The sequence below is a fragment of the Richelia sinica FACHB-800 genome, assembly GCF_014698825.1.
Taxonomy (GTDB): domain Bacteria; phylum Cyanobacteriota; class Cyanobacteriia; order Cyanobacteriales; family Nostocaceae; genus FACHB-800.
Genome location: NZ_JACJTT010000002.1, coordinates 90,860 through 115,001 on the forward strand (window position 1 = coordinate 90,860; position 24,142 = coordinate 115,001).

Here is a 24,142-nt window from a genome sequence, read left to right on the forward strand (position 1 = left end):
TCATAGACGTTTCAAATTATGAGATTGCCAACTGTCACTTTAGCTGTGTTCATCATTTCTTCTCTCTGGACATACAGTGCCAAAGCTAACGAAAATCATCAAAATATTATTAATCCTGATCCTAATACACCAGAACAAACCACAACTAATCAAGGCAATCAAGCAGAAAATTTATTGACCCAACCAGCCACAATTGATAGTAAATGGCAGAGTGAATCACCACAAAATTACTTACAACAAAAAGCAGACTCAATTCCTGTCGTTCGCCAAGAAGAATGTGCAAAAATCAACCCCATTGAATACCTGAATAATCCAGAAAAATTTTTTAAAGAATGCCCAAATACAAATAACCAAAATCGCCAAGCTGGCGAACCAGTTGAGTATTTAAAAGTGCCAAGACTTGATTCTGGCATTAAGGTGAATGTGGGTGAATTTTGAATTATCAAAACTTTCTGCCTTCTTCTTTGCGTCTTTGCGGCTTGGCGCGAAACTAAAAAATCTTGATAAAAAACCCTAACTAATAAAAAAGGGCGCTTTAACCGCGCCCAATTAATCACTGAATTAATCAGCCTTAATCATCATCAAAATCATCATCGTCATCTTCTTCTACTTCTTCATACTCATCATCTTCATCAACAAAGTCACGCACCTCATCAGCAATCAACTCATCATCATCCAGAATTGACTTGGTATCCCGCCGACTAGGCCCGCCATAACTACCATCTGCCAAGCCTGGAGCATCCAGGTTATAAAGTTTGGCAGTGCGGTCATCTAACACCATATCCAATGGGTCATCAACTTCATCCAACACTCCACTACCTAAATCAGTGGTGTAGTCGTCGATGGTGCTGGGTTCATCGTAGGTGTTGTAACCTGTACCAGCAGGAATCAAGCGTCCGATGATCACGTTTTCCTTCAGACCACGCAACCAGTCAGATTTACCTTCTATGGCTGCTTCCGTCAGGACTCTGGTGGTTTCTTGGAATGAAGCGGCAGAGATGAAACTGTCGGTGTTCAGCGATGCTTTGGTGATACCTAGTAACACAGGGGTATATTGGGCCCTAGCACCACCAGTAATAGCCATAGCTTCGTTGACTTGTTCTACTTGGCGCAGTTCTACCAACTCCCCAGGTAACATCGTGGTGTCACCACCATCGTCGATGCGGACTTTGTTGGTCATCTGCCGGACTATCACTTCGATGTGCTTGTCGGCAATATCAATACCTTGGGACTGATACACCATCTGCACTTCGTTCACCAAGAAGTTTTGCACCTTTTGCAAGGCGTGACTAGCACAGGCGTAAACTCCATCCTCTGAGCCTAAGCTAAAGAAGATTTCCAGGATTTCGTGGGGGTTGGAGGGGCCATCGGTGAGGGGCTGACCAGCGAGGATATGAGCGCCATCAGGAACGATGAGGTTTTGTCCAGGGCCGAGAGGATAGTCGGTAACTACTCCGTTGGATTCTATTACTTTAATAGCGATCGCTTCGTCACCGTCTCCATAGACAGCTTTCATTTCCCCAGAACGTCGGGCCAACACACAGGCTTCCTTGGGTTTCCGGGCTTCTAGGAGTTCTTCAATTCTGGGCAAACCTTGAATAATGTCCCCGGTTTTGGCTCTTTCAAATACCAGCAACACCAGGTTATCACCCCGTTGTACCAAGTCCCCATCTTCTACTTGCAACACCGCTCCAGGGCTGACTCGATAGGGACGACCGACTCGGAGGGTAACAGTATAAGAATTGGCAGCAGTTAAAGCAGATTCTCCACTGCTTCCCTGCGCCCCTGCACCTTTCTTCACTTCCACTATTTGTCCAGATTCAGCCGCAAATACTCCAGTAGCAATGGGAGTACCTTCTACTACCAGGTCGCCGGCTTTGACTTGGGGTGGGCTATTGATGGGGATGGTGATCAGGTCATTTTGACGTAGCACTAAACAACGTCGTACCGCCTCTGTGCCTTTCTGTACACCTCTGACTATCCCCCCTTCTTTGGAGAGGATTTGTGTCCTTGCCACCACAGAACCAGGGGCGATGCTCATTCCTTCTTCTACTTCTAGGGTAGTGTGGGTGCTACCTTGGGTGGCATCAGCGGCAATATCCCGACGAATAATCAAGGATTCCAAGATTACTAACTGCAATCTTTGGATGTCTGGGTCTTGGGTATCGGGCACCAGTTCAATATCTGCGGCTAAGGGTGAGGCGTTGTGGTCTTGCTCGCCTTCCTGTTCAATTTCCAGCACCAATTGAGTCCGCAGCAGTTCTACCCCTTCTACGGATTTAACTCGTTCTGAGTCTTTGTAAGGCACTCGCTGCACTGCTCGCAACTGAATGGAGCGCCCAGTTTGCTGGCTGACTGTGGTGGTGGAGGGAACATCAGGCTGGTTGGGAACGGCAAATTCGACTACAGGACGACTCAACAGGGCTGGCCCTTCTGGTGATTCCACATACTGGATGTACCGTAGTTCGGTGACAACACTACCTTGGAATTCTTCTCCTGGGTGGACAAAGGTGTCGTTGAGAGACATTACTGCCTCTGGGTCATCCACCATTAACAATTCCCCAGGCTTGACTACTACTTCTCGCAGAATGTCGTTTTTCTGGGTAACTTCCACTACCCCACTGGTTTGACAGAAAATGTCTTTAACAACTTCTGTCCCGGCTTCTACAAACTGCCCGTCTTCTACCAGCAGCAGAGAAATGTCTTTGTTGACTTCGTGGGTTTCTTCAGGAATCCACAACAGTGTGCCACCTTGGACTACTTCATAGCCTTGCTTGGCTTTGCCTTTTTTCGCTACTTCCACACCAGCGAATTTCAAAAAGCCGCCAGTGGTGGTACGGTAGCGATCGTCAATCAATTCTGCCACTACCTGTCCATTCTGTACCTTAGTACCTGGGGTAGCCCGGAGGTTGAAGGCTTGGTTGTTGGCTGTTGTTACCAGGTAGTTGTTACGTCCTTGGGAACTTTGGACTGTCACCGTGGCTTGGTCAAGCACAACGGAAGCAGTAATGATTTCAATTTCTCTGGTACTCTTGCCAGGGGTAGCTTCTGGGAGACGGACAACCCCACCGTGAATGGTGGTCAATTTGGTTTCCGCCAGGACTCCAGTAGTACCTACGGCATCACCATTTTTCACTACTAATTCTGCACCGGGGGGCAGGTTATAAACTTCTCCCGATAAAATCCAAATCAAACCACCTCTGGCAGCTGTGGTGGTGGTGTTGCCTTGACGGTCAGTTTTTTGTTCTGGCACTACTTCAGCAAATTTCACCTCTCCCGCTAGGTCAGAAGCTACGTCTTTCACAGCTTTTTCTGTGTTGGCCCTGGTGGTGCGTCCACCTATTGCCACCTCAGCTATTAACTGTCCAGCCTTGACATGTCTACCTTCGCTGACGTACAGGGTGGAGCCTTGGGTCACTTGAATGTCTTGGCTCTCGCCAGTGCCTTGGGTTTTGTCCCCTTCTATGGTCAGGGTACCGTTGGTTTCTACATACAGAGCGTCTTCCCCATGTCTGGTGCGGAAGCTGCGAGTTCTGAGTTTGCGAGGGATTTTGACGGTGCCGTCTACTTTACTACGTACCTGTTGGGCTACTTCTCCAGTGAACACACCCCCAGTGTGGAAGGTACGCATGGTTAACTGTGTACCTGGTTCACCAATACTTTGGGCGGCAATAATCCCCACTGCTTCACCCAAATCTACCATCTTGGCATGGGCTAGACTCCAGCCGTAGCAGTGTTGGCACACAGAACGGGCCGCTTCACAGGTCAGAGGAGAGCGCACCATTACTTCTGTAACTCCGGCCTTTTCAATGGCTAGGGCTAGTTCATCAGAAATAGGGGTGTTGCGGGGGGCAATGACTTCTTTGGTTTGGGGATTAACTACATCGGCTGCCACGACTCTGCCCATTAATCGGGTGGAGAGTTTGATCAGAGTCTTGTTCCCTTCGGTCATGGCTCCCAAAGGTAAACCTCTGGTGGTACCACAATCAATTTCCCGAATAATTACGTCCTGGGAAACGTCCACCAGACGACGGGTAAGGTAACCAGAGTCGGCAGTTCGCAGAGCGGTGTCTACTAGACCTTTTCTGGCACCGTAGGAGGAAATAATGTATTCCGTTACTGTTAATCCTTCCCGGAAGTTGGTTTTGATGGGTAAGTCAATGATTTCCCCTTGGGGGTCTGCCATGAGTCCCCGCATCCCTACCAACTGCCGCACCTGGGAAATATTTCCCCGTGCTCCAGAGAAGGCCATCATGTACACGGAGTTGAGGGGATTGGTTTGTTTGAAATAGGTGACAACTTCATCTTTGAGAGCTTCGGAAGTACCGTTCCAAGTATCAATTACCTTTTGGAACCGTTCTACTTCGGTGATTTCCCCACGTTGGTATCTAGCTTCCGTGGCACGAATTTCTTCTTCTGCTGCCTCCAGGAGCGATCGCTTGGAAGGAGGAACCATCAGGTCATCCACACTTATAGACACCCCCGCTTTGGTGGCGTAACGGAAGCCCAGGTCTTTTAACTTATCCGCCATTACCGCTGTCCGCGCCGTCCCACAATGGGTAAAAGCCCAGGAAATCAAATTTCTCAGTTGACCCTTGTCAACTACACGATTACGAAAAACCATTTTTTCAGTCATAAGAAGAAGTTGCAGGAGTTGCAGGAGTTACAGGAGTTACAGGAGTTACAGAATCAGACTTGGTAAATTTCTGCTTGTTCTTAATTCTGTTCGCGCAGCGTGGCGTTAGCCATTCTTCTGTTCGCGCAGCGTGGCGTTAGCCATACTTCTTATTAACTTGCCAGTGCTTCTTGAATCGCTTTGTTGTAAATCACGCGCCCTGCGGTGGTGCGGATATACTGAGAAATTAAATTGCCTTGGCTATCTTGGCGAACGCGACGGAATTTATACACCAAACTGCGACTACCATCAGTATTTTCCACTACTTCCAAGGGTTCGTTATCTGGCTCGTTGGTTTCCACGTCGCCGTCAAATCGGACATAAATATAGGCGTGGAGGTCGATTTGCTCTTGCTCGTAAGCCATGATGGCATCATCAAGGGACGCAAAAAATTTACCCGCACCCTTGATAGCATGAGGATTTTCAGCAGTGAGGTAATATGCCCCCAATACCATGTCTTGGCTGGGTGTAATAATTGGTTTGCCGGTGGCAGGGGAAAGGATGTTGTTAGAAGCCAACATCAACAACCGTGCTTCTGCCTGACTCTCTAGAGACAGAGGCACGTGAACCGCCATTTGGTCACCGTCAAAGTCAGCGTTGAAGGCGGGACAAACCAGGGGATGTAACTGAATCGCTCTTCCTTCTACTAAAATCGGTTCAAAAGCCTGAATCCCCAAACGGTGGAGTGTCGGCGCACGGTTTAACATCACCGGATGCCCTTCTATCACTTCTTCCAACACATCCCAAACACTTGGGTCTGACCGAGAAATGAGCTTCTTCGCCGCTTTGATATTGTTGACCATACCGGAACGAATCAATCGGTTGATCACGAAGGGTTGAAACAGTTCAATGGCCATTTCTCTGGGCAAGCCACACTGGTGGATATTCAGTTTTGGCCCTACCACAATTACTGACCGCCCTGAATAGTCCACCCGTTTACCTAGTAGGTTTTGACGGAAACGTCCTTGTTTACCTTCAATGATGTCTGATAAGGACTTCAAGGGGCGGTTATTGGCTCCCACTACAGTCCGTCCCCGACGACCGTTATCAATCAGCGCATCCACCGCTTCTTGCAACATCCGTTTTTCGTTACGGACAATAATTTCCGGGGCAAGGATTTCTTGCAGCCTCGCTAGGCGGTTGTTGCGGTTAATTACCCGACGGTATAAATCATTCAAGTCACTGGTGGCAAATCTACCCCCATCTAGCTGTACCATGGGGCGCAGGTCTGGAGGAATGACAGGAATAACTGACATCACCATCCACTCGGGCAAGGAACCAGTAGCGATAAAGTTGTCAATCACTCGCAGACGCTTAATCAGTTTTGCCCGTTTTTGTCCCTTGGCTCCACCAATTTCTTCGCGGAGGCTTTCTGCTTCCTGCTCCAGGTTAATATCAGCTAATAACCGGAGCAGAGCTTCTGCCCCAATACCTACTTCTACTCCCATAAGTTGGGAGTCTTCGCTATAAATCTGGTCTTCGATTTCTAGCCACTGGTCTTCGCTCAGGAGTTGCTTGTAGGTGAGAGTTTCCGCATTACCAGGGGCAAGCACTACGTAGGAGTTGAAATAAACAATTTGCTCCACATCCCGCAGGGGCATGTCCAGGAGAATAGCAATATAGCTAGGTATGCCCTTGAGATACCAAACGTGGGCTACCGGTGCAGCGAGTTTAATAAAGCCCATCCGGTGACGGCGTACTCTGGACTCGGTAACTTCCACACCACAGCGTTCACAGACTATGCCTCTGTGACGCACTCGTTTGTATTTGCCACAATGGCATTCCCAGTCCTTAGCTGGCCCAAAGATGCGCTCGCAGAACAAGCCGTCCATTTCTGGTTTGAGGGTGCGGTAGTTGATAGTTTCTGGTTTGGTAACTTCACCCACTACCTGACCATTTGGTAATGTGCGCTCTCCCCACTGACGGATGCGTTCTGGTGATGCTAAACCAATTTTTACGTAGTCAAACTGATTAGATTGGGCGGATCTCATGACAATTAAAAATGAAAAATTAAAAATTTAAAAAAGAGTCAAACAAAGGAATTAAGAATTAAAAATTAACATCGGCAAATTCCCAATTTGTAATTTTCAATTCTTAATTTTTCATTGTTATTCGTCTTCTTCCAAGGATTCCCGTGACAGCGACTCATAAGTTGGTCGAGGTGGGGTGCGTCTGGCGGCTTGGTCTGCCATTAAGTCTACTTCCACATCCAAGGAACTACCATCTGCCTGGGTTTCTACTTTGTGCACGGCAATATCTAAGCCCAAGGACTGCAACTCTCGCATTAATACCTTGAAGGACTCAGGAGTACCGGGTCTAGGAATAGCTTTGCCTTTAACAATGGCATTGAGGGCTTCGTTTCTTCCCTGCATATCGTCTGACTTCACTGTCAACAACTCCTGCAAGGTGTAAGCTGCACCGAAGGCTTCCAATGCCCAAACTTCCATTTCTCCAAAACGCTGACCACCCTGTTGCGCCTTTCCACCCAAGGGCTGTTGTGTCACCAAGGAGTAAGGACCAGTCGAACGAGCGTGAATCTTGTCGTCCACCAAATGCACCAGTTTGAGCATATAAGCTACACCCACTGTTACAGGTCGGTCAAAAGGTTCCCCAGTCCGTCCGTCATAAACCATGATTTTGCCAGGGTCGTCGGGGTTATATACCCAGGTCTTACTTGTTTCGTCCCTTGCCTCTTGTAACTTACCGTGGACAATACGACGAGATGATTCTTCGCCGTACATTTCGTCAAAAGGTGTGATTTTAAACCTGACTCCCAAGTTATAGCCAGCCCAGCCTAATAAACATTCAAATACTTGTCCTACGTTCATCCGGCTGGGTACACCCAAGGGATTTAGCACGATGTCCACAGGGGAACCATCGGGTAAATAAGGCATATCTTCCATCGGTAAAATCCGGGAAATAATCCCCTTGTTACCGTGTCTTCCCGCCATTTTGTCGCCCACTTGGATTTTGCGTTTCTGGGCAACATACACCCGCACCACCATATTTGCTCCTGGTGGCAATTCGTCTCCTTGTTCCCTTGTGAATAAACGTACATCTACTACCCGGCCTTTTTCACCGTTGGGAACCCGCAGGGAGTTATCGCGGACATCTCTGGCCTTTTCACCGAAAATTGCCCGCAGCAGTTTTTCTTCGGGGGGTTGGTCAGATTCACCTTTGGGTGTCACTTTACCCACAAGGATGTCTCCTGATTCTACCCAAGCACCGATGCGGATAATCCCCTGTTCATCTAATTGCCGGAGGGCATCTTCACCCACGTTGGGAATTTCTCTGGTGATTTCTTCTGGTCCCAGTTTGGTTTGTCTCGCCTCAATTTCATATTTTTCAATGTGAATGGAGGTGTAGATGTCATCCTGTACGAGTCGTTCAGAAATCAAGATCGCGTCTTCGTAGTTATAGCCTTCCCAAGGCATATAAGCGACGATGATGTTCTGTCCTAGTGCCAACTCACCCCCTTCTGTGGAGGAACCATCTGCTAATACCTGTCCGGCTACAACCTTTTCGCCAATTCGCACCAAGGGTTTCTGATTCAAGCAGGTATCTTGGTTGGAACGTTGATATTTAGATAGGGTATATCTAATTTCTTGAGGTTTAGCTGCGGGGGAGGCAGTTCCAGATGCTGGGGGGAGGGAAGGATCTTCTGTTTTCTTTTCTCTGACTCGGACACGAATCTCTGTCGCATCTACATAGACCACATCTCCATCAGTACGAGAGACAATTACCATCCCAGAGTCTCTTGCACCCTGTGCCTCTAACCCTGTCCCTACTAAAGGACGCTCTGGTTTCAGCAAAGGTACTGCTTGACGTTGCATGTTGGAACCCATCAGTGCCCGGTTTGCGTCGTCATGTTCCAAGAAGGGAATCATGCTGGTCGCAACAGACACGATTTGCACGGGCGATACTGCTACATAGTCCACCTGTTCTGGGGTGGTGGTGGAGAATTCCTGACGATACCGGACTGGTACTTGGGGTCCGATAATGTAGCCATTTTCATCTACAGGGATATCCCCTGGCGCTACCCGCAGGTCGTCTTCTTCGTCCGCCGTCATATAGACTGGTGGCAAGTCAAAACGCACGCGGGCATTTTCTACTGGTCTAAATGGTGTTTCTAAGAAGCCATATTGGTTAACCCGTGCATGGGTAGCCAAGGAGCCAATCAAACCAGCGTTGGGGCCTTCTGGTGTTTCAATGGGGCAAATTCGTCCGTAGTGACTGGGGTGAATATCCCGTACTGCAAACCCTGCTCTTTCTCTAGTCAGACCGCCTGGACCCAGGGCAGAAAGACGACGTTTGTGGGTCAATTCCGCTAAGGGGTTAGTTTGGTCCATGAACTGGCTGAGTTGGCTGGAACCAAAGAACTCTTTAATGGCTGCTACTAGTGGTTTGGGGTTGACTAGGGAAGCTGGGGTAAGAACTTCTGCATCGGATACGGTCATCCGTTCCCGAATGATTCTTTCTAGACGGTTTAAACCTACACGCACTTGGTTTTGCAGCAGTTCACCGACGCTTCGTACCCGACGGTTACCTAAGTGGTCAATGTCATCGATGCTGCCAATGTCATATTCCAGGTTAATTAGATAATCAACGGCGGCGAGAATATCTGTGGCGGTTAAGACCCGAACTGTGTCAGGTACAGATAATCGTAGTTTTTTGTTGAGTTTATATCTGCCGACTCTGCCTAAGTCGTAGCGCTTGGGGTCAAAGAAGCGAGAGTCAAGGAGTTGTTGCCCACCTAATACTGTGGGTGGTTCCCCTGGTCGCAGTTTGCGATATAACTCCATCAGGGCTTCTTCTTCGGAAAACTGCCCTTCTTTTTCAATGGTTTTTTGGAAATACTCTGGATGGCGGAGAGCATCAAAGATTTCGTTGTCTGATAAACCCAGGGCTTTGAGTAATACTTGGGCTGATAGTTTACGGGTTTTATCGATGCGTACCCATACTAAATCGTTACGGTCTGTTTCAAATTTTAGCCAAGCTCCCCGATTGGGAATTAAGCTAGCTGAATATGTCCGCCGTCCGTTTTTGTCTATTTCTGATTTGTAATAAACTCCAGGGGAACGAACAATTTGGTTAACTATAACCCGCTCGGCCCCATTGATAATAAATGTTCCGCGATCTGTCATTAGGGGCAGATCACCGATAAATACCTCTTGTTCTTTAATATCTCCTGTTTCTTTATTCAGCAGCCGAGTGGGTACATACATTTGTACTGCATAGGTGCTGTCCCGCCGTTTTGCTTCTTCTACACTGTACTTTGGTTCTTTGAGCTTGTAGTTTTGACCTAAAAAGTGCAGTTCTAATTTGCCAGTATAGTCTGTAATTGGACTAAAGGAGTTCAGTTCTTCTATTAACCCTTCTTCTAAAAACCAGCGGAAACTGGAACGCTGGATTTCAATTAAATCGGGTAACAGAAAGGCGGGTTCCATCAGTGTTTCGTTAGTCATGCCTCTACCTTTGTCAACCTGGTTAAACTTGTGTCAGTTGTCCTTTGTCCTGTTTGCGGGTCACTGGGTTGCTGGTTGTGACCCTGTGTCTATCACTCATTGGCCGCAGCAATTAAATCTGGAGTATCAGATTTTGACAAGGGGGTAACAGCCCTATGTTGGGAAAGTGAGGATGGCAAAAATTCTGTGAGAAATTTTGATGGTGAATAGAGCCTATGGTAAAAGCGTTTCTTTATTTGATTGGCTTTTCTCACTTTCCCCTCCAAATAGCGTCTTTATGAGTATAAGCAGATGCTCACTGTTGTATCTTTAGAAAACTTCATCTATACTCACAGTGAGAACCCAAAACTGCTGAATCCGTGAGAGTTGATTTTGAATCAGTACGGTTTTATTTTGGTGGGTTTTATTCACAAGGCAATTACACTTAAGAATTTTCTATAGGTTTTATACAGAGATTTCTGCTGTTGTTATGCAGTCCAGTCAACCTAGGTTGCCACGATTTGTCATCTTGTAAGAGCATCCGTTTGTAGAGATTAGGTGAATGGGCAAGCCCTGGGAAACTCAAAATTAAAAATCCAAAATTCGACTTAAGTCTGTCATTTGTTGGTTGTCAATAGTCCGATGTGGGGTTTTGACTCCTAACGATTGCAGGATTTTGAATTTGGCATTTTGACTTTGAAGGGAATTGATGAATAGTCAAGTTGGTAACAGCACTTTTTCTGCTTTAGGAGGATTCCTTCCTTTACCATTATGGCGCAAGCTAAATGTTTTGGAGGGAATAATATTAGCACATTTTTATCCTCCTAGAGTCTTATTTTTGAATTAGCGATAAAAAAAGCCGTTAATCAGGCATTTTTATATTGCCAATTTGAATAATTTACAGGCATTTTGGGTGGTTTGATGAGCGATCGCTTCCACAGTTTCTCCTCGGAGTGTCGCTAGCTGTTCTGCCACGTAACGAACATAGGCAGGTTCATTGCGTTTTTCACCACGTTTGGGAACTGGAGACAGAAACGGACAATCTGTTTCTATTAATAGGCGATCGCTACTGACCATTTTCGCCGCTGCTTGAATATTTTTAGCGTTTTTAAAGGTAACTGTACCGCTAAAACTAATATAAAAGCCTAAATCCAAAAACCATTGGGTTTCTTCTGGCGTTCCACTCCAACAATGCATGACACCCCGCAATCTTTCTCCTTGGCTATCCCGCCATTTTTGCAACACTGTTTTTACGGCTGGTGCTGCATCCCGACAATGGATGATCACCGGTAAATTCAGTTCACAAGCAATCCCTAATTGAGCTTCAAACACTACGTGTTGTTGCTCATAGTTATCTGCCTTGTAAAAATCCAGTCCCATTTCGCCAATAGCTACTACTTTTGGTTCTGACTGAGCCAAAGTTTTAATTTCTGTAGCTGTTTGGTCGTGCCACTTGTGAGCATCTAAAGGATGCAAACCAATGGCAAAATTTACTTCAGGAAACTGGTGTGCTATGGCTTGAATACTAGCAAACTCTCCAGGGTGAACACAGGAATGAACTAACTGTACTACCCCTACTTCTTGCCAGCGTGATCGCACTGCTGCTAAATCTGGCTGAAAAGCCTCAAAGTTAATGTGAACGTGGGTATCAATAAGCTGCATAATTTGCTGATTAGTCATTAGGCTTCAGCCGTGACCCATTAGCGTAGGTCTAAATCTACATTTCATTTATCCAGTTTTTTCGGTTTGGGCATCCAACTCAATCCATAACTATGAACTGTTGGAACGCCACAACCCTAAAAATCCAATTGGATAATTGGTGACTGATCAGCCCTGAATGACCAATGGATGTACGACTGTCTATGCTGCTTTTTGTGCAGGTTTGAGCTTGTGAGCTAATCTCGACTTCTTCCTTGCCCCATTGTTGGGATGAAGGACACCTGACTTCACAGCCTTATCAATTTTGCTGTAAGCAGCAGATATCCTTTCCTCTACTTGTTGTTTGAGTTCTGGGGTAGGATTAGCTGCATAGGCATCAGCAGCAGCAAAGTATTTTTTCATCAGCGTCTTAACAGCTGATTTATATGCTTTATTACGCAGTCTATTACGTTCTGCGATTTGGGCGCGCTTGAGAGCAGACTTTGTATTCGCCACAGTGGATTCCAGAAAAGACTAATAATTATGTACACACACTACTAGACTTACTAATATAGCATCCCTGTTGCCAATGTTATAATTTCTGCCAAAAATTCTACTTGACTAAAAATTTTTTGGGGCAACAAAGCCAGAGAGGCAGGGTAGGTAAGGATAGATAGAATTATCAACTCCTGCCAGGGCAGCATGGCTGTAGTCCTAATGCTGCAACTCAATAAATATTTCATCAGGGTCGTAAATGGGTTAGAATAAGATACTTCTATGAAATAAAACTGCCATTTCCAGCAAGATATTTATGTTGGCAATCTTGGTAGTATCAAAAAAATCCAGGTTAAGCTAAAGAAGAGAATTAAAATTAGCCGTGTCTCTTGTAGGGACACAGCAGTTTTGAACCTCAGGCAGGAATATTATAATTTTGGCATTGTCCTTACTCCATGCTGCGAATCATTACTCAGCAGGCAGACGTTAAAGCAGAACTGCAACGAATCTGCGGCCGCACCCAGGATGAACAGGTGCTTCACAAAGAAGCAACAGTGCGGGAAGTGTTGCAAGCAGTGAAGCGCCAAGGCGATAAAGCTGTATTGCATTACACGTCCGAATTTGATCACCAAACTCTCAAGCCGGAAGAAATTAGGGTGACAGGTTCAGAACTGGATGCTGCTTACCAACAGGTATCGAAAGATTTGCTGCAAGCGATTCGGCTAGCTTGTCGCCAAATAGAAGCATTTCACCGTCAACGTGTACCAAAAAGTTGGGTGCATTTTGGCGATGATGAAATAGTGCTGGGCAAACGCTACACTCCCGTAGACCGAGCAGGTTTATATGTACCCGGTGGTCGTGCGTCTTATCCTAGTACAGTGCTGATGAATGCCATTCCAGCGAAAGTGGCTGGTGTACCCCGTGTGGCGATGGTAACACCGCCAGGGGCTGGTAAAAATGTCAATCCAGCGGTGTTGGTAGCTGCCCAAGAAGCAGGAATAGACGAAATTTATCGGGTTGGGGGGGCGCAAGCGATCGCGGCTTTAGCCTATGGTACAGAAACCATCCCTAAGGTTGATGTGATTACAGGCCCTGGAAATATTTACGTCACCTTGGCGAAAAAGCTGGTTTATGGAACGGTGGGCATCGATTCCTTGGCAGGGCCAAGTGAAGTGCTGATTATTGCCGATGCAACAGCTAATCCTGTCCATGTGGCAACAGATTTGTTAGCTCAGGCAGAACATGACCCCATGGCGGCGGCAATTTTATTAACTACAGATGCAGCCTTAGCCAAAAACGTGAAAGTGGCCGTTGAAAGACAGTTGGTTGATCATCCACGCCGCATAGACACAGAAAAAGCGATCGCTCACTATGGTCTAATCGTGGTTGTAGAATCACTAGAAGCAGCCGCAGAACTCTCCAATGAATTTGCTCCTGAACATTTAGAGTTAGAAGTTCAAGATCCTTGGGCATTAATTAACCATATTCGTCATGCTGGGGCAATTTTCCTGGGGAGTTCCACACCAGAAGCAGTGGGAGACTATTTGGCAGGGCCTAATCATACCTTACCGACATCTGGTGCAGCCCGCTATGCTTCTGCTTTGGGAGTAGAAACTTTTATGAAGCACTCAAGTATTATTCAATACTCACACACTGCTTTAGAAAAAGTAGGTAGTGCTATCGACATATTAGCAACCACGGAGGGATTGCCCTCTCATGCTGATTCAGTACGCAGAAGAGTGCAAAAAGAAGAGTAATTTAATATACTTTATTTACCCTACCTACGGTTGCCAAAATTAATACCAAACATACACACTGAAAGTTTGTGACTTTACTCACCTAACGGTAACATGTGGGAAACTGTTGGTATAAAAACCAATATTTTTCCCTATGTGCTGATTTCACGGGTAACTCTTGAGGAGAAAAGAGCAGTGTTAAAAACTATTTTGGTGGCTCTGGATGGCTCAGAAATTGCAGGACGAGTAATACAGACATTAGAAGATTTGGTACTGTCACCAGATAGCAAAGTGGTTCTTTGCCATGTATTTCCTACACCAGATTCAGAACTGGAATTACCAGCTGACCGCCCTCAAGCAGAATCGCCTAAATTTTCTTACTTCCATATTGAAAAGCAGTTACAAACATACCAAGAAAAAATATCAGTTAAAACAGAATTAGAATTGGTAACAGGTGAGCCAGCAGATGAAATTATTCGTTTGGCTAACATTTACAAGGCTGACTTAATCGTCATTGGTAGTCGGGGGTTAACAGGAATGAAACGAATCGTTTTAGGTTCTGTCAGTACCCAAGTGATGGAGGAAGCTAATTGTTCGGTGTTAGTAGTTAAACCAGGTAGGTAATTCTTAATTCATTATTCGCAATAAAAACTCTATTAGGGGTTTAGCATTGCTAAATCCCTAGACAAAGTTAGGACTTAAGCACAAGTCACAGAATATAGAAGATGAAGGATAGAGGGCTTAAGAGATATTTTGCGTCAGTCCTGATTTATTAACTTGATATATTTGGTTCCTGTGATGGTTTTATGCTACTGCATTTAAATCAAAGATTGAATGTATGAAAAATTTCAAAACCTGAAAGCCCTCGCATAGCATAGAGTTATTTATGATTCGAGTACATAAAATGTACGCAAAAATCTGTATTCCTTATCTGTTCCTTCTCCTAAATATAAAATTTATGTTGGGCGTTGCTGATTTGAGATATAAAAATGATTTTTGATGCTGTCAAAACCCTTGTATAAACCTTCTATAGAAAGCCTCTACTACTAAATTCATATTTGGTTTCAGCAACGGCATATTTTGACTCAGTAACTCTAAATCTATGGACGAATATAGTCCCCCTGACTGGGTTTTTCTTGACCTAGCACCTGTGCTTACACCACTGTAAGGGATCAAAGTGAAAGGCTATACTAATAAATACTCAGTAATGGTATAGGTCCAGCTTGCCCACGTTATGAACTTCCGCCCCTCTCAGTTGTGGATTGTCAATAAACTCGGTACAGCATCATTAAAACGCTTATTGGTAATTCCTTTTGTATTACAAATTACGGGTGTTGTAGCTTTGGTAGGTTATTTTTCCTATCAAAATGGCAAACAGGCCGTTAATCAACTAATAGTCAATTTGCAGTCAGAAATTGATAGCCGGATTGAGCAAAATTTGGTCAATTATCTGGAAATGCCTTTAAAAGTTAATCAACTAAATGCACAAGCCTATCAAGCTAGACAACTGAATTTATTTAATTTTCAGGCAACAGGGAAATATTTTGCTCAACAACTGCAAATTTTTGGTGCTAGTTATATTCAATTTGCCACAGCGAGAGGGGAATACATAGGGGCAGGTGATTATGGTTTAGGTCGGGTGCAAATTGAAGAGATTCCCTTGGGAGGGGAACCAGGGAAATCCTATAAGTATGATACGAATGGAGTAGGCGATCGCACTAAACTCGTTTCTGTTCAGGAATTTAACCCAGCTAATGAAGCTTGGTACAGTGATGTTGTCAAAAGCGGTAAACCCTTGTGGAGTAAGATTTACAACTGGGATACCAACCCAGAAATTATGTCCATTGCCGCTAGTCATCCACTCTATGACCGTCAAGGTAAGTTTATCGGTGCCTTGGGAATTGATTTGAGTTTGTCTCACATCAGCAAGTTTTTGAGCAAGATTAAACTAGGCACTTCTGGTCAAGCTTTTATTGTGGAAAAATCAGGAATGCTGGTGGCTAGTTCGGTCAAAACCAGACCCTATCGGATGGAAAAGGGAGAAGCCAAACGCCTAGCTATTATTGAAAGCAACAATGTTGTGATTCGGCAAATTGGTCTCAAAATCAAGGAAAAATTTGCTGATTTAGCCGCTATTACTGCCGACCAACGCATCCACATAAATATTCATGGTCAAGAATATTTTATCTTAATTTCTCCTTGGCGCGATCGCTTGGGGTTGAACTGGTTTGTGGTGGTAGTCTTACCAGAATCAGACTTTATGCAGCAAATTCACGCTATGACTAAGAAAACTGTTTTCTTGTCTAGTGTAGCTTTTTTGCTCTCTACCGCATTTGGATTATTAACCACACAATTAATAGCCCGTCCCCTCCTCCAATTAAACGCTGCGGCTAAAGAAATTGCCCAAGGTAACTTTCAAGCAGAACTAGCTATTATCACTCCCATCGCTGAGGTTGGTGAACTTTCACAATCCTTTAACCAAATGTCCCAACAGTTGCAGCGTTCATTTACAGAACTAGCAGATAGTAAAGCCCAACTGGCCCAATTTCTAGAAGGTCTACCCATTGGGGTGGGAGTCCATCAACGGGATGGTTCGGTTTTGTACTTGAATAGGGTGGCAAAGTCTTTACTGGGACTAGAACAAATTCCTGAAGAAGATGATGCTAATCTAGCAGCTGCCTATCAAATTTACAAAATTAGCAGTAATCAACTGTGTCCCGAAGCGGAATTACCAGCTATCTTAGCCTTACAAGGCGAGTATGTGCAGAATGAAGACTTAGGAATTTACTGCAACTACCAAATCATACCCATAGAGGTATGGGCTACACCAATTTTTGATCAAAATGGAGCGATCGCCTACGCTATTACCGCCTTTCAAGATATTACAGAACGGAAGAAAGCTGAAAACATTCTCACTAACTATAATGCAGAACTAGAAACACAGATTGCCATCAAAACCGCAGAATTACATCAACAAGAAGCCCTATTTCGTGCCATTGTCGAGTCACAAACTGAATTAATTGTCCGCAGTCGTCCTGATGGCACAATCACATTTGTTAATCATGCCTTTTGTCGCTATTTTGAGATTAATGCTCAAGACTTTCTAGGACAAAGCTATAAACCATTAGTCTATGCAGATGATTTCGAGGCAGTCATGGCCCAATTAGCCACTATGTCCCCGGAGAACCCAAGGTTGACTATGGAAAATCGAGTAGTTGTTCAAGGGGAAGTCCGTTGGACGCAGTGGAATAAATGTATGATTTTCGATGCAGAAAATCGCTTCATTGAATTGCAATCTGTCGGACAAGATATCACTGATCGCAAACTAGCAGAAATTGCTCTAAAAGAAAGTGAAGAACGTTTTGCTTTGGTTTTAAAAGGGGCAAACGATGGTTGGTGGGACTGGGATATGCTGACCAATCAACTCTATTATTCCCCCCGTTGGTGGGATATGTTGGGTTACACGGAAGGTGAACTTGATGCAGATGCTGAACTTTGGCAAAAGCTGATGCACCCAGAGGATAGAGATAGAGTTAATCACTTTTTCAATCAGCAGCTAGAACAAAATGTTGATGCCTATGAAGTAGAATTTCGCCTCCTCCATAAAAATGGCGATTATGTACCAGTCAATTCCCGTGGTTTCATTTTGCGGAATGAATCTGGTCATCCTGTGCGTATTTCTGGGACAAATACAGATTTAACTGAGCGCAAATTAGCAGAAGCATCTGTAGCAGCAAGAGAACGGTTTCTGTCTGCATTAGTGAATGTCCAAAATTATCTCCTAGTGCATGAACTTGATATCAATTACTATCAAAAAATTCTCCAATGGTTAGGGGAAAATTCTGCGGCATCCCGTGTTTATTTATTTGAAAATCATTTTGATGCTGATGGCAATTTACTCATGAGTCAGCGTTCTGAATGGTGTCAGACAGGTGTGAAGTCAGAGCTAGATAATCCCTCTTTACAAAATTTACCCTACACAAACTTTTCTTCTCCTTGGTTAGACAACTTATCTAATGGCAAGATTATTAATGCTGTGGTTGCTGATTTGCCCATCAATGAAAGAGAACATTTGGAACAGCAAGATATTAAAGCAATTCTCATTTTGCCATTGTTAGTAAATGGTCAATTTTGGGGTTTGATTGGCTTTGATAATTGCCTCCATGCCCGCATTTGGGAACAGGCAGAAGTCAACTTAATTAGTGCGGCTGCGGCAGCTATTTCTTCCCATTTAGAAAGTCAGCAAGGGCGACAGGAATTAATCGTTGCTAAAGAAGTAGCAGAAGCAGCTAATCGTGCTAAAAGCCAATTTTTGACTAGTATGAGTCACGAATTACGGACTCCCCTCAATGCCATTATTGGTTTTAGCCAGTTACTAGAATTTGATGAGTCCCTGCAAGACGAACAAAAAGATTTTATCAGCACAATCTATAGTAGCGGTCAACATCTACTATCCTTGATTGATGATGTGTTGGAGATGTCAAAAATTGAAGCCGGGAAAGTTGTTTTGCAAGAGAATCGCTTTCATCTCCGACAACTGCTGACTAATGTTATTGATATGCTCAGTCAACAAGCGAAATTTAAGGACTTGTCTCTACAATTAGAAATGAGCGATCGCTTGCCGGAAGAAATTATCACCGATGACGCGAAATTACGTCAGGTGTTGATTAATCTATTGGGTAATGCCATTAAATTTACCACTCAGGGCAGTGTAACCTTGCGTGTCCACCCAGAAAAAACATTAGTTGCCACCAGTCCAGAATGTCGATTATTCTTTACCATAGAAGATACTGGATATGGTATTGCCACTCCAGAATTAGAAACCATTTTTGAAGTATTTGGACAATCAGAAGTTGGCAAAAAGCAGCAAGGTGGAACGGGGTTAGGTTTACCCATTAGCCGCAAATTTGTTCAATTAATGGGTGGAGAACTGACTGTACAAAGTACCCTTGGTGTTGGTAGTACATTTCGGTTTGATATTCAAGTCAAATTACCTCCCTCTTCCACTTCTGCAACTATCAAACAACCTTGGGCAGCAAATATTTCATCTTCAAAAAATGCTGTTCGAGTTTTAGTTGTTGATGATAATGTCATTAACTGCAAATTTGCCTTAATGATGTTGAAACGCTTAGGTTATGAAGCTATAGCAGTAGAAAGTGGTGAAGCGGCAATAGAGATATTACAACAGCAGAACTTTGACATTATCTTCATTGATGTACAAATGTCTGGAATGGACGGGTTAGCGACAACAGAAAAAATTCGCAATTTGTGTAGCGACTCCCAACCATATATTATTGGTTTAACTGCCGATGTGTCTACAGAAACTCGTCACCAATGTCTAGCCATCGGTATGAATGATTTTATCTGCAAACCAGTCAAAATTGAAGTATTGCAAAAGGCTTTATTTAATCTTGGTTTTAGATGATACAGTTAAAAGCGAGTGAAAATCAATGTAGAGACGTTCTGTCAAAACATCTCTTTTACATCTGTGTCTATCTACGTTTATCTGCGGTTAATAAATATTTGAGTTTGACAACACATCAGAACAATGGGTGCAGAATCTGGACTTTCAGTGAGTAAGCCGGTTAGGGTTTGGAACAAAAGTATTAATGCTGATTTTAAAGAACTATTTAAGTCTTTAGGAAAAGCGACAATCGATGGTGCTTTGGGTAACTGGGGAGAGGTAACAAAGGATGTGGTTGAAGCTACCACAGCACTGGGATTAACAGCAACACCTGAAGAAATTGCCTGGTTATTAATTTACAGTTCATTGAAACAGGCATTATTTGATTTAGTGGCAGGTAACAAAGATTCACTAATTGAACAACCAAATGACAGTGATTTTGAATTATTTTATGACTTTCTCGACCAGACTCTAGAATCTCAAGCAGTAAGTATTGATAAAGATTTTTTCAAAAACCCCAAACAATTATCGATTATTCAACCAATACAAACAGCCTTAGAGCATTGGTTAAAATATTTTAGTCTTAACGCAGATAAAGCCAAAACTATCAGTAATCGTTTCCCTGCATATTTTATTTTTTCTCTTCATCAAGAATGGTCAAAACATCCTGAAAAATACGCTTGCTTAAAAACAGGAGATACACCATTCACCACAATGGTTGAAAAAGAGCAAGCATGGCAACTATATTTAGCATGGCTACAAAAACAAGTAGAAGAACCTATATTTGATGAAGTATTTAGTTTAAAACAGATTTATGTGCCGCTACGTGCTTACTATAAGCAACGACTTGAAAGAAACAAAGATGATGATTTTGATGGAGGGTTACGAGATCAGGATCAATATCAGCGAATAGTTGTTGACTTAGAGCAAGAATTAACAAATTGGTTAAAAACGACTGACCATGATGATGCTATTCGCGTGATTAGTGGTGGACCAGGAAGTGGAAAATCTTCCTTCACTAAAATCTTTGCCGCTACCCAAGCTGAAAAAGGAGATATCCCAGTTTTATTTATCCCCTTGCATCAATTTAATCCTTCTGATGATTTAGTTGATGCTGTGGGTAAGTTTGTTCGAGATGATGGATTTTTGCCCTCTAATCCATTAGAAAGGGATAAATCCGAACCAACATTATTAATTATTTTTGATGGCTTAGATGAACTAGCCATGCAAGGCAAAATAGCATCTGAAACTGCTCAACAATTCATTCAGGAAGTACAAAGAAAAACAGAGAGGTTTAACAGTAGTAATCAAATACGATTAAGAGTATTAATTAGTGGTCGAGAATTAGTAATTCAAGCTAATAGTAGTGATTTTCGCAAACCACAACAAATATTACATATTCTCCCCTATTTTGTTGGTCAAAAAGAGCAAAATGAAAAAAATTATGTTGATGGGCAAAAGCTGTTAACAACAGACCAAAGGCAAGATTGGTGGTGCAAATATGGTAGAGCTACAGGTCAGAAATATAATTGTTTACCAGCAGAATTAGACAGAGAAAATTTGATAGAAATTACTACTCAGCCTTTACTTAATTATTTAGTGGCTTTGAGTTATGTCAGGGGTAAAGTTCAGTTTTCTGAAGATATTCACCTCAACGTTATTTATGAAGATTTGCTTAAAGCCGTTTACAAACGTGGTTGGGAACGTCATAGACATCGCGCATTAGCAGGAATAGAAGAGAAAGATTTTATCAGAATTTTAGAGGAAATTGCTTTGTCTTCCTGGCATGGCAATGGACGTACTACCACTGTGAAAGAAATTGAAAGCCATTGTCAACATAGTGGGTTAAAGAATTTATTAGAAAATTCTCAAGAAGGTGCAAAATCAGGTGTAACTCGCCTTTTAGCTGCCTTTTATTTCCGTCAAAGTGGTACTAATTACCAAGGAGATAAAACCTTTGAATTTACTCACAAAAGTTTTGGTGAATATTTAACATCTAGACGTATTGTCAGGGAAGTCAAACTCATTGCTAAAAAGTTAGAACAAAGAAAAAATGATCCAGATGAAGGGTGGGATGAAAAGGAGGCTTTAACACGCTGGGCAATTCTTTGTGGTGCATCCCCCATAGATGATTATCTGTTTCGATTTTTAGCGGATGAAATACAGCAAAATATAGCTGATGTGGAAGCTTGGCAGGATAAATTATCTCATCTCATTGGTTTTATGTTACGCCACGGAATGCCAATGGAACGATTGACTCCTCGACCAAATTTTCAAGAAGAAAATCAACAGGCCCGCAATGCAGAAGAATTGTTGTTAGCCGTTTTAAATGCTTGTGCCAGATTCACAAAAAAAGTATCAAACATTCAATGGCCTGCTGCTGAAACTTTTGGCATTTGGATCTCTCGTTTACGGGGGCAAAGATTGGGGTTTAGCAATGTATTTTGTTTAGAGTTACTGAGTTTTTTAAACTTACAAGGCTGCATTCTTTGTTTTCAAGATTTTTATGGAGCAAATCTTCACAGAGCGAATCTTGTAGAAGCGTATCTCGTAGGAGCTATTCTTCAATTAGCTAATCTTGAAGGTGCTAATCTTGAAGGAGCTATTCTTTCAGGAGTGTATCTTCAAGGAGCTATTCTTCAAAGGGCGAATCTTGTAGAAGCGTATCTCGTAGGAGCTAATCTTCAAGTAGCTAATCTTGAAGGTGCTAATCTTGAAGGTGCTAATTTTCAAATAGCGAAGCTTCAAGGGGCTAATCTTCAAGGAGTTAATCTTCAAGGTGCTGATCTTCAAGGAGCTAATCTTCAGGGGACTATTCTTGAAGGGAAAATTTAATCAATTCGACTCAATAGGTATTGAAAATATTTCGCCTTCTATTCTTTTCGGTGCGTTAAGCGTTGCTATAAAGTACCCTACTAAAATTTACTTTATGATTCCTCATCTTTATTACCTTCAACTTCCTGATGTTCGCTAACTACGGCAAACTCGGAAACTATGACCAATTCTGTATTATTTTCTGTATCATCTTCTTCCTGCTTTCCCCATTGGTCTAACACATCTTTAACTAACACTTCCTGCACCCAAATTTTGGCGACCACTGTCAAAGGCAAAGCCAAAAATAAACCCAAGAAACCAAAGAATGTGACGAAAAATAGTTGAGCAATTAAAGTTACTGCTGGCAGCAAAGATACCTGGTGTGCCATGACTACAGGCGTAATAAAATTACTTTCTATCTGTTGGATAAAAAAGTACAAAATCAATACAGCTACTGCTTTCCAAGGGTTATCTAATAAAGCAATAGCCATAGCTGGAACTACACTCATTGTTGGGCCTAAATTAGGAATTAAATTCATAAATCCTGCTAACACACCCAAGGCTAATGCGGCTTTAACTCCTAACACTGATAAGCCGACCATGCTCATCAATCCCACTACACACACAGCAAAAAAAGCACCTGTAATCCATCCCTCTAAAGAGAGTTCACATTTATCTAAAATTCCATCTACCCGACGGCGATAAAATGATGGAAAAAGCCGCACAAATACTTTGCGATAAGCGGTAGGGTCAGTTAATAACATGCCTGTTAAAACTAACACTAATAAAATTTTTAAGACTACTTCTAAAGAACCAGAAACAAAGGCGAAAGAGTTACCTAAAGCCCGATTTAATAAAGGTTGGGCTTGTTCGATTAAACTATTAATATCAGGGATGTAGGGCGCTATCTGTTCTGGAATTCTATTTCTTAACTCATCCACCCACATATTGAAGCGGTTAAAACCTTGGGGCACCCGATAAGTTAATTCGTGAAACTGTTGGGCAAAGGGTGGCACAATCAACCAGAAAAAGCCTATGACTCCAGCAAAAAAAATTGCCACTGACAATAAAACTGCCAGACCTCGCTTCATCCCAAATTTTTGGAAACGCAGTGCTAACCGATTTAAGGTCGTTGCTAAAACTACCGCAGCAAAAATAAGTAATAATACTTCACGGATTTGCCACAATATATACAAAGATATCATGATGGCAATTAAACCGATCCATTGACCGAGATTCACAGGCTAACTCCCAAAGCTTGGATGAGATGCTATTTTCTGGTGTTGTAGCTATTGCTAGCAGGTAGGAAAATTCTGGAGAGACTGAACAACTGCCAATCCAAAATCAAATCAATCTGCGGTAACTGGCTAGTAATTTTTGCCCAGTGACAACAGGTAAGCTGATTTTAGCAATTCTCCTTGTGGATAGAAATTTAATTTTGTTGCTGTGTAGTCATCCGTGATATCAATATAGTTGCCACGATGACGGTAGGTAATAATACTATAATTAGTGCGTTTAAATCTGTGGCGGGAATGAATAAACTTGGCCCCAGATATTTAATCAGAGCCGACAGCAAGGCTGATAATAACAGTAATTTGAGTAAAAATACTAGTTGATTCTTCATGGAAGTACGGCAATACACATTTTTTGGTGGGGTGTACACGAATTTAGAGTCTACTATTTCATCTCTACAATAGTCATCAGATACAAAACTTTACATAATCACATTTTTACTCTGCTATTGTCACTTTCTACTTTATAGCCAGTGCCAGATAGATTGTGTAGGTGTGATTGCCAAAATGATGCTATGGCCAATGCCAATTTTAGATTTTAAATTGTGAATTTTGGATTGAGGTAGTTTGGTTTATTTCCCTCCACTGGTAGGTGTAAAAAATCTCAAATGACAAATCTAAAATCCAAATTTGTTGGACTAATG

The 24,142-nt window shown here is 43.1% G+C and carries 12 protein-coding genes; 5 read left to right on the forward strand and 7 right to left on the reverse strand.

The window, feature by feature from the left end:
- Nucleotides 1–18: 18 nt before the first annotated feature.
- Entirely contained in the window at nucleotides 19–438 is a 420-nt protein-coding gene (locus tag H6G73_RS02290; RefSeq protein WP_190601328.1) for a hypothetical protein, read from the forward strand.
- Between the two features lie 133 nt (nucleotides 439–571).
- Here H6G73_RS02290 and H6G73_RS02295 read toward each other — a convergent pair whose 3' ends face one another.
- From H6G73_RS02295 to rpsT, 5 genes are all read right to left on the reverse strand, one after another.
- A complete protein-coding gene (locus H6G73_RS02295; protein ID WP_190601329.1) occupies nucleotides 572–4,636 on the reverse strand; it encodes a DNA-directed RNA polymerase subunit beta'' in 4,065 nt (1,354 codons plus the stop codon).
- Nucleotides 4,637–4,788: 152 nt separating this feature from the next.
- Nucleotides 4,789–6,666 (reverse strand): DNA-directed RNA polymerase subunit gamma, encoded by a 1,878-nt coding sequence (locus H6G73_RS02300; RefSeq protein WP_190601330.1) that lies wholly within the window; start codon nucleotides 6,664–6,666, stop codon nucleotides 4,789–4,791.
- A gap of 117 nt (nucleotides 6,667–6,783) precedes the next feature.
- Nucleotides 6,784–10,140, reverse strand: coding sequence for a DNA-directed RNA polymerase subunit beta (rpoB, locus tag H6G73_RS02305; protein ID WP_190601331.1), 3,357 nt, complete (start codon nucleotides 10,138–10,140; stop codon nucleotides 6,784–6,786).
- Nucleotides 10,141–10,995: 855 nt separating this feature from the next.
- Complete coding sequence (locus tag H6G73_RS02310; protein WP_190601559.1) at nucleotides 10,996–11,781, reverse strand: TatD family hydrolase; 786 nt, start codon at nucleotides 11,779–11,781, stop codon at nucleotides 10,996–10,998.
- Nucleotides 11,782–11,979: 198 nt separating this feature from the next.
- Nucleotides 11,980–12,273, reverse strand: coding sequence for a 30S ribosomal protein S20 (gene rpsT / locus H6G73_RS02315; RefSeq protein WP_190601332.1), 294 nt, complete (start codon nucleotides 12,271–12,273; stop codon nucleotides 11,980–11,982).
- Between the two features lie 434 nt (nucleotides 12,274–12,707).
- Here rpsT and hisD point away from each other — a divergent pair, with 434 nt between their 5' ends.
- From hisD to H6G73_RS02335, 4 genes are all read left to right on the forward strand, one after another.
- Complete coding sequence (gene hisD, locus H6G73_RS02320) at nucleotides 12,708–14,009, forward strand: histidinol dehydrogenase (protein ID WP_190601333.1); 1,302 nt, start codon at nucleotides 12,708–12,710, stop codon at nucleotides 14,007–14,009.
- A gap of 174 nt (nucleotides 14,010–14,183) precedes the next feature.
- Nucleotides 14,184–14,612 (forward strand): universal stress protein, encoded by a 429-nt coding sequence (locus tag H6G73_RS02325; RefSeq protein ID WP_190601560.1) that lies wholly within the window; start codon nucleotides 14,184–14,186, stop codon nucleotides 14,610–14,612.
- Nucleotides 14,613–15,222: 610 nt separating this feature from the next.
- Nucleotides 15,223–19,413, forward strand: coding sequence for a PAS domain S-box protein (locus tag H6G73_RS02330; protein WP_190601334.1), 4,191 nt, complete (start codon nucleotides 15,223–15,225; stop codon nucleotides 19,411–19,413).
- 123 nt (nucleotides 19,414–19,536) lie between these two features.
- Nucleotides 19,537–22,227, forward strand: a complete 2,691-nt coding sequence (locus tag H6G73_RS02335; RefSeq protein WP_190601335.1) for a pentapeptide repeat-containing protein — start codon at nucleotides 19,537–19,539, stop codon at nucleotides 22,225–22,227.
- A 92-nt stretch (nucleotides 22,228–22,319) separates the two neighbouring features.
- Here the strand turns inward: H6G73_RS02335 and H6G73_RS02340 are convergent, their stop codons facing one another.
- Nucleotides 22,320–23,447, reverse strand: coding sequence for an AI-2E family transporter (locus tag H6G73_RS02340; RefSeq protein ID WP_190601336.1), 1,128 nt, complete (start codon nucleotides 23,445–23,447; stop codon nucleotides 22,320–22,322).
- Nucleotides 23,448–23,638: 191 nt separating this feature from the next.
- Nucleotides 23,639–23,830 (reverse strand): hypothetical protein, encoded by a 192-nt coding sequence (locus H6G73_RS02345; RefSeq protein WP_190601337.1) that lies wholly within the window; start codon nucleotides 23,828–23,830, stop codon nucleotides 23,639–23,641.
- Between the last annotated feature and the right edge of the window lie 312 nt (nucleotides 23,831–24,142).

What these genes read in the sequence shown, in the direction of transcription:
- H6G73_RS02330 (WP_190601334.1), top strand. Translation starts at nt 15,223, where the DNA reads ATGAACTTCCGCCCCTCTCAGTTGTGGATTGTCAATAAACTCGGTACA.
- H6G73_RS02335 (WP_190601335.1), top strand. Translation starts at nt 19,537, where the DNA reads ATGGGTGCAGAATCTGGACTTTCAGTGAGTAAGCCGGTTAGGGTTTGG.
- hisD (WP_190601333.1), top strand. Translation starts at nt 12,708, where the DNA reads ATGCTGCGAATCATTACTCAGCAGGCAGACGTTAAAGCAGAACTGCAA.
- rpoB (WP_190601331.1), bottom strand. Translation starts at nt 10,140, where the DNA reads ATGACTAACGAAACACTGATGGAACCCGCCTTTCTGTTACCCGATTTA.
- H6G73_RS02295 (WP_190601329.1), bottom strand. Translation starts at nt 4,636, where the DNA reads ATGACTGAAAAAATGGTTTTTCGTAATCGTGTAGTTGACAAGGGTCAA.
- H6G73_RS02290 (WP_190601328.1), top strand. Translation starts at nt 19, where the DNA reads ATGAGATTGCCAACTGTCACTTTAGCTGTGTTCATCATTTCTTCTCTC.
- H6G73_RS02310 (WP_190601559.1), bottom strand. Translation starts at nt 11,781, where the DNA reads ATGCAGCTTATTGATACCCACGTTCACATTAACTTTGAGGCTTTTCAG.
- H6G73_RS02345 (WP_190601337.1), bottom strand. Translation starts at nt 23,830, where the DNA reads ATGAAGAATCAACTAGTATTTTTACTCAAATTACTGTTATTATCAGCC.
- H6G73_RS02300 (WP_190601330.1), bottom strand. Translation starts at nt 6,666, where the DNA reads ATGAGATCCGCCCAATCTAATCAGTTTGACTACGTAAAAATTGGTTTA.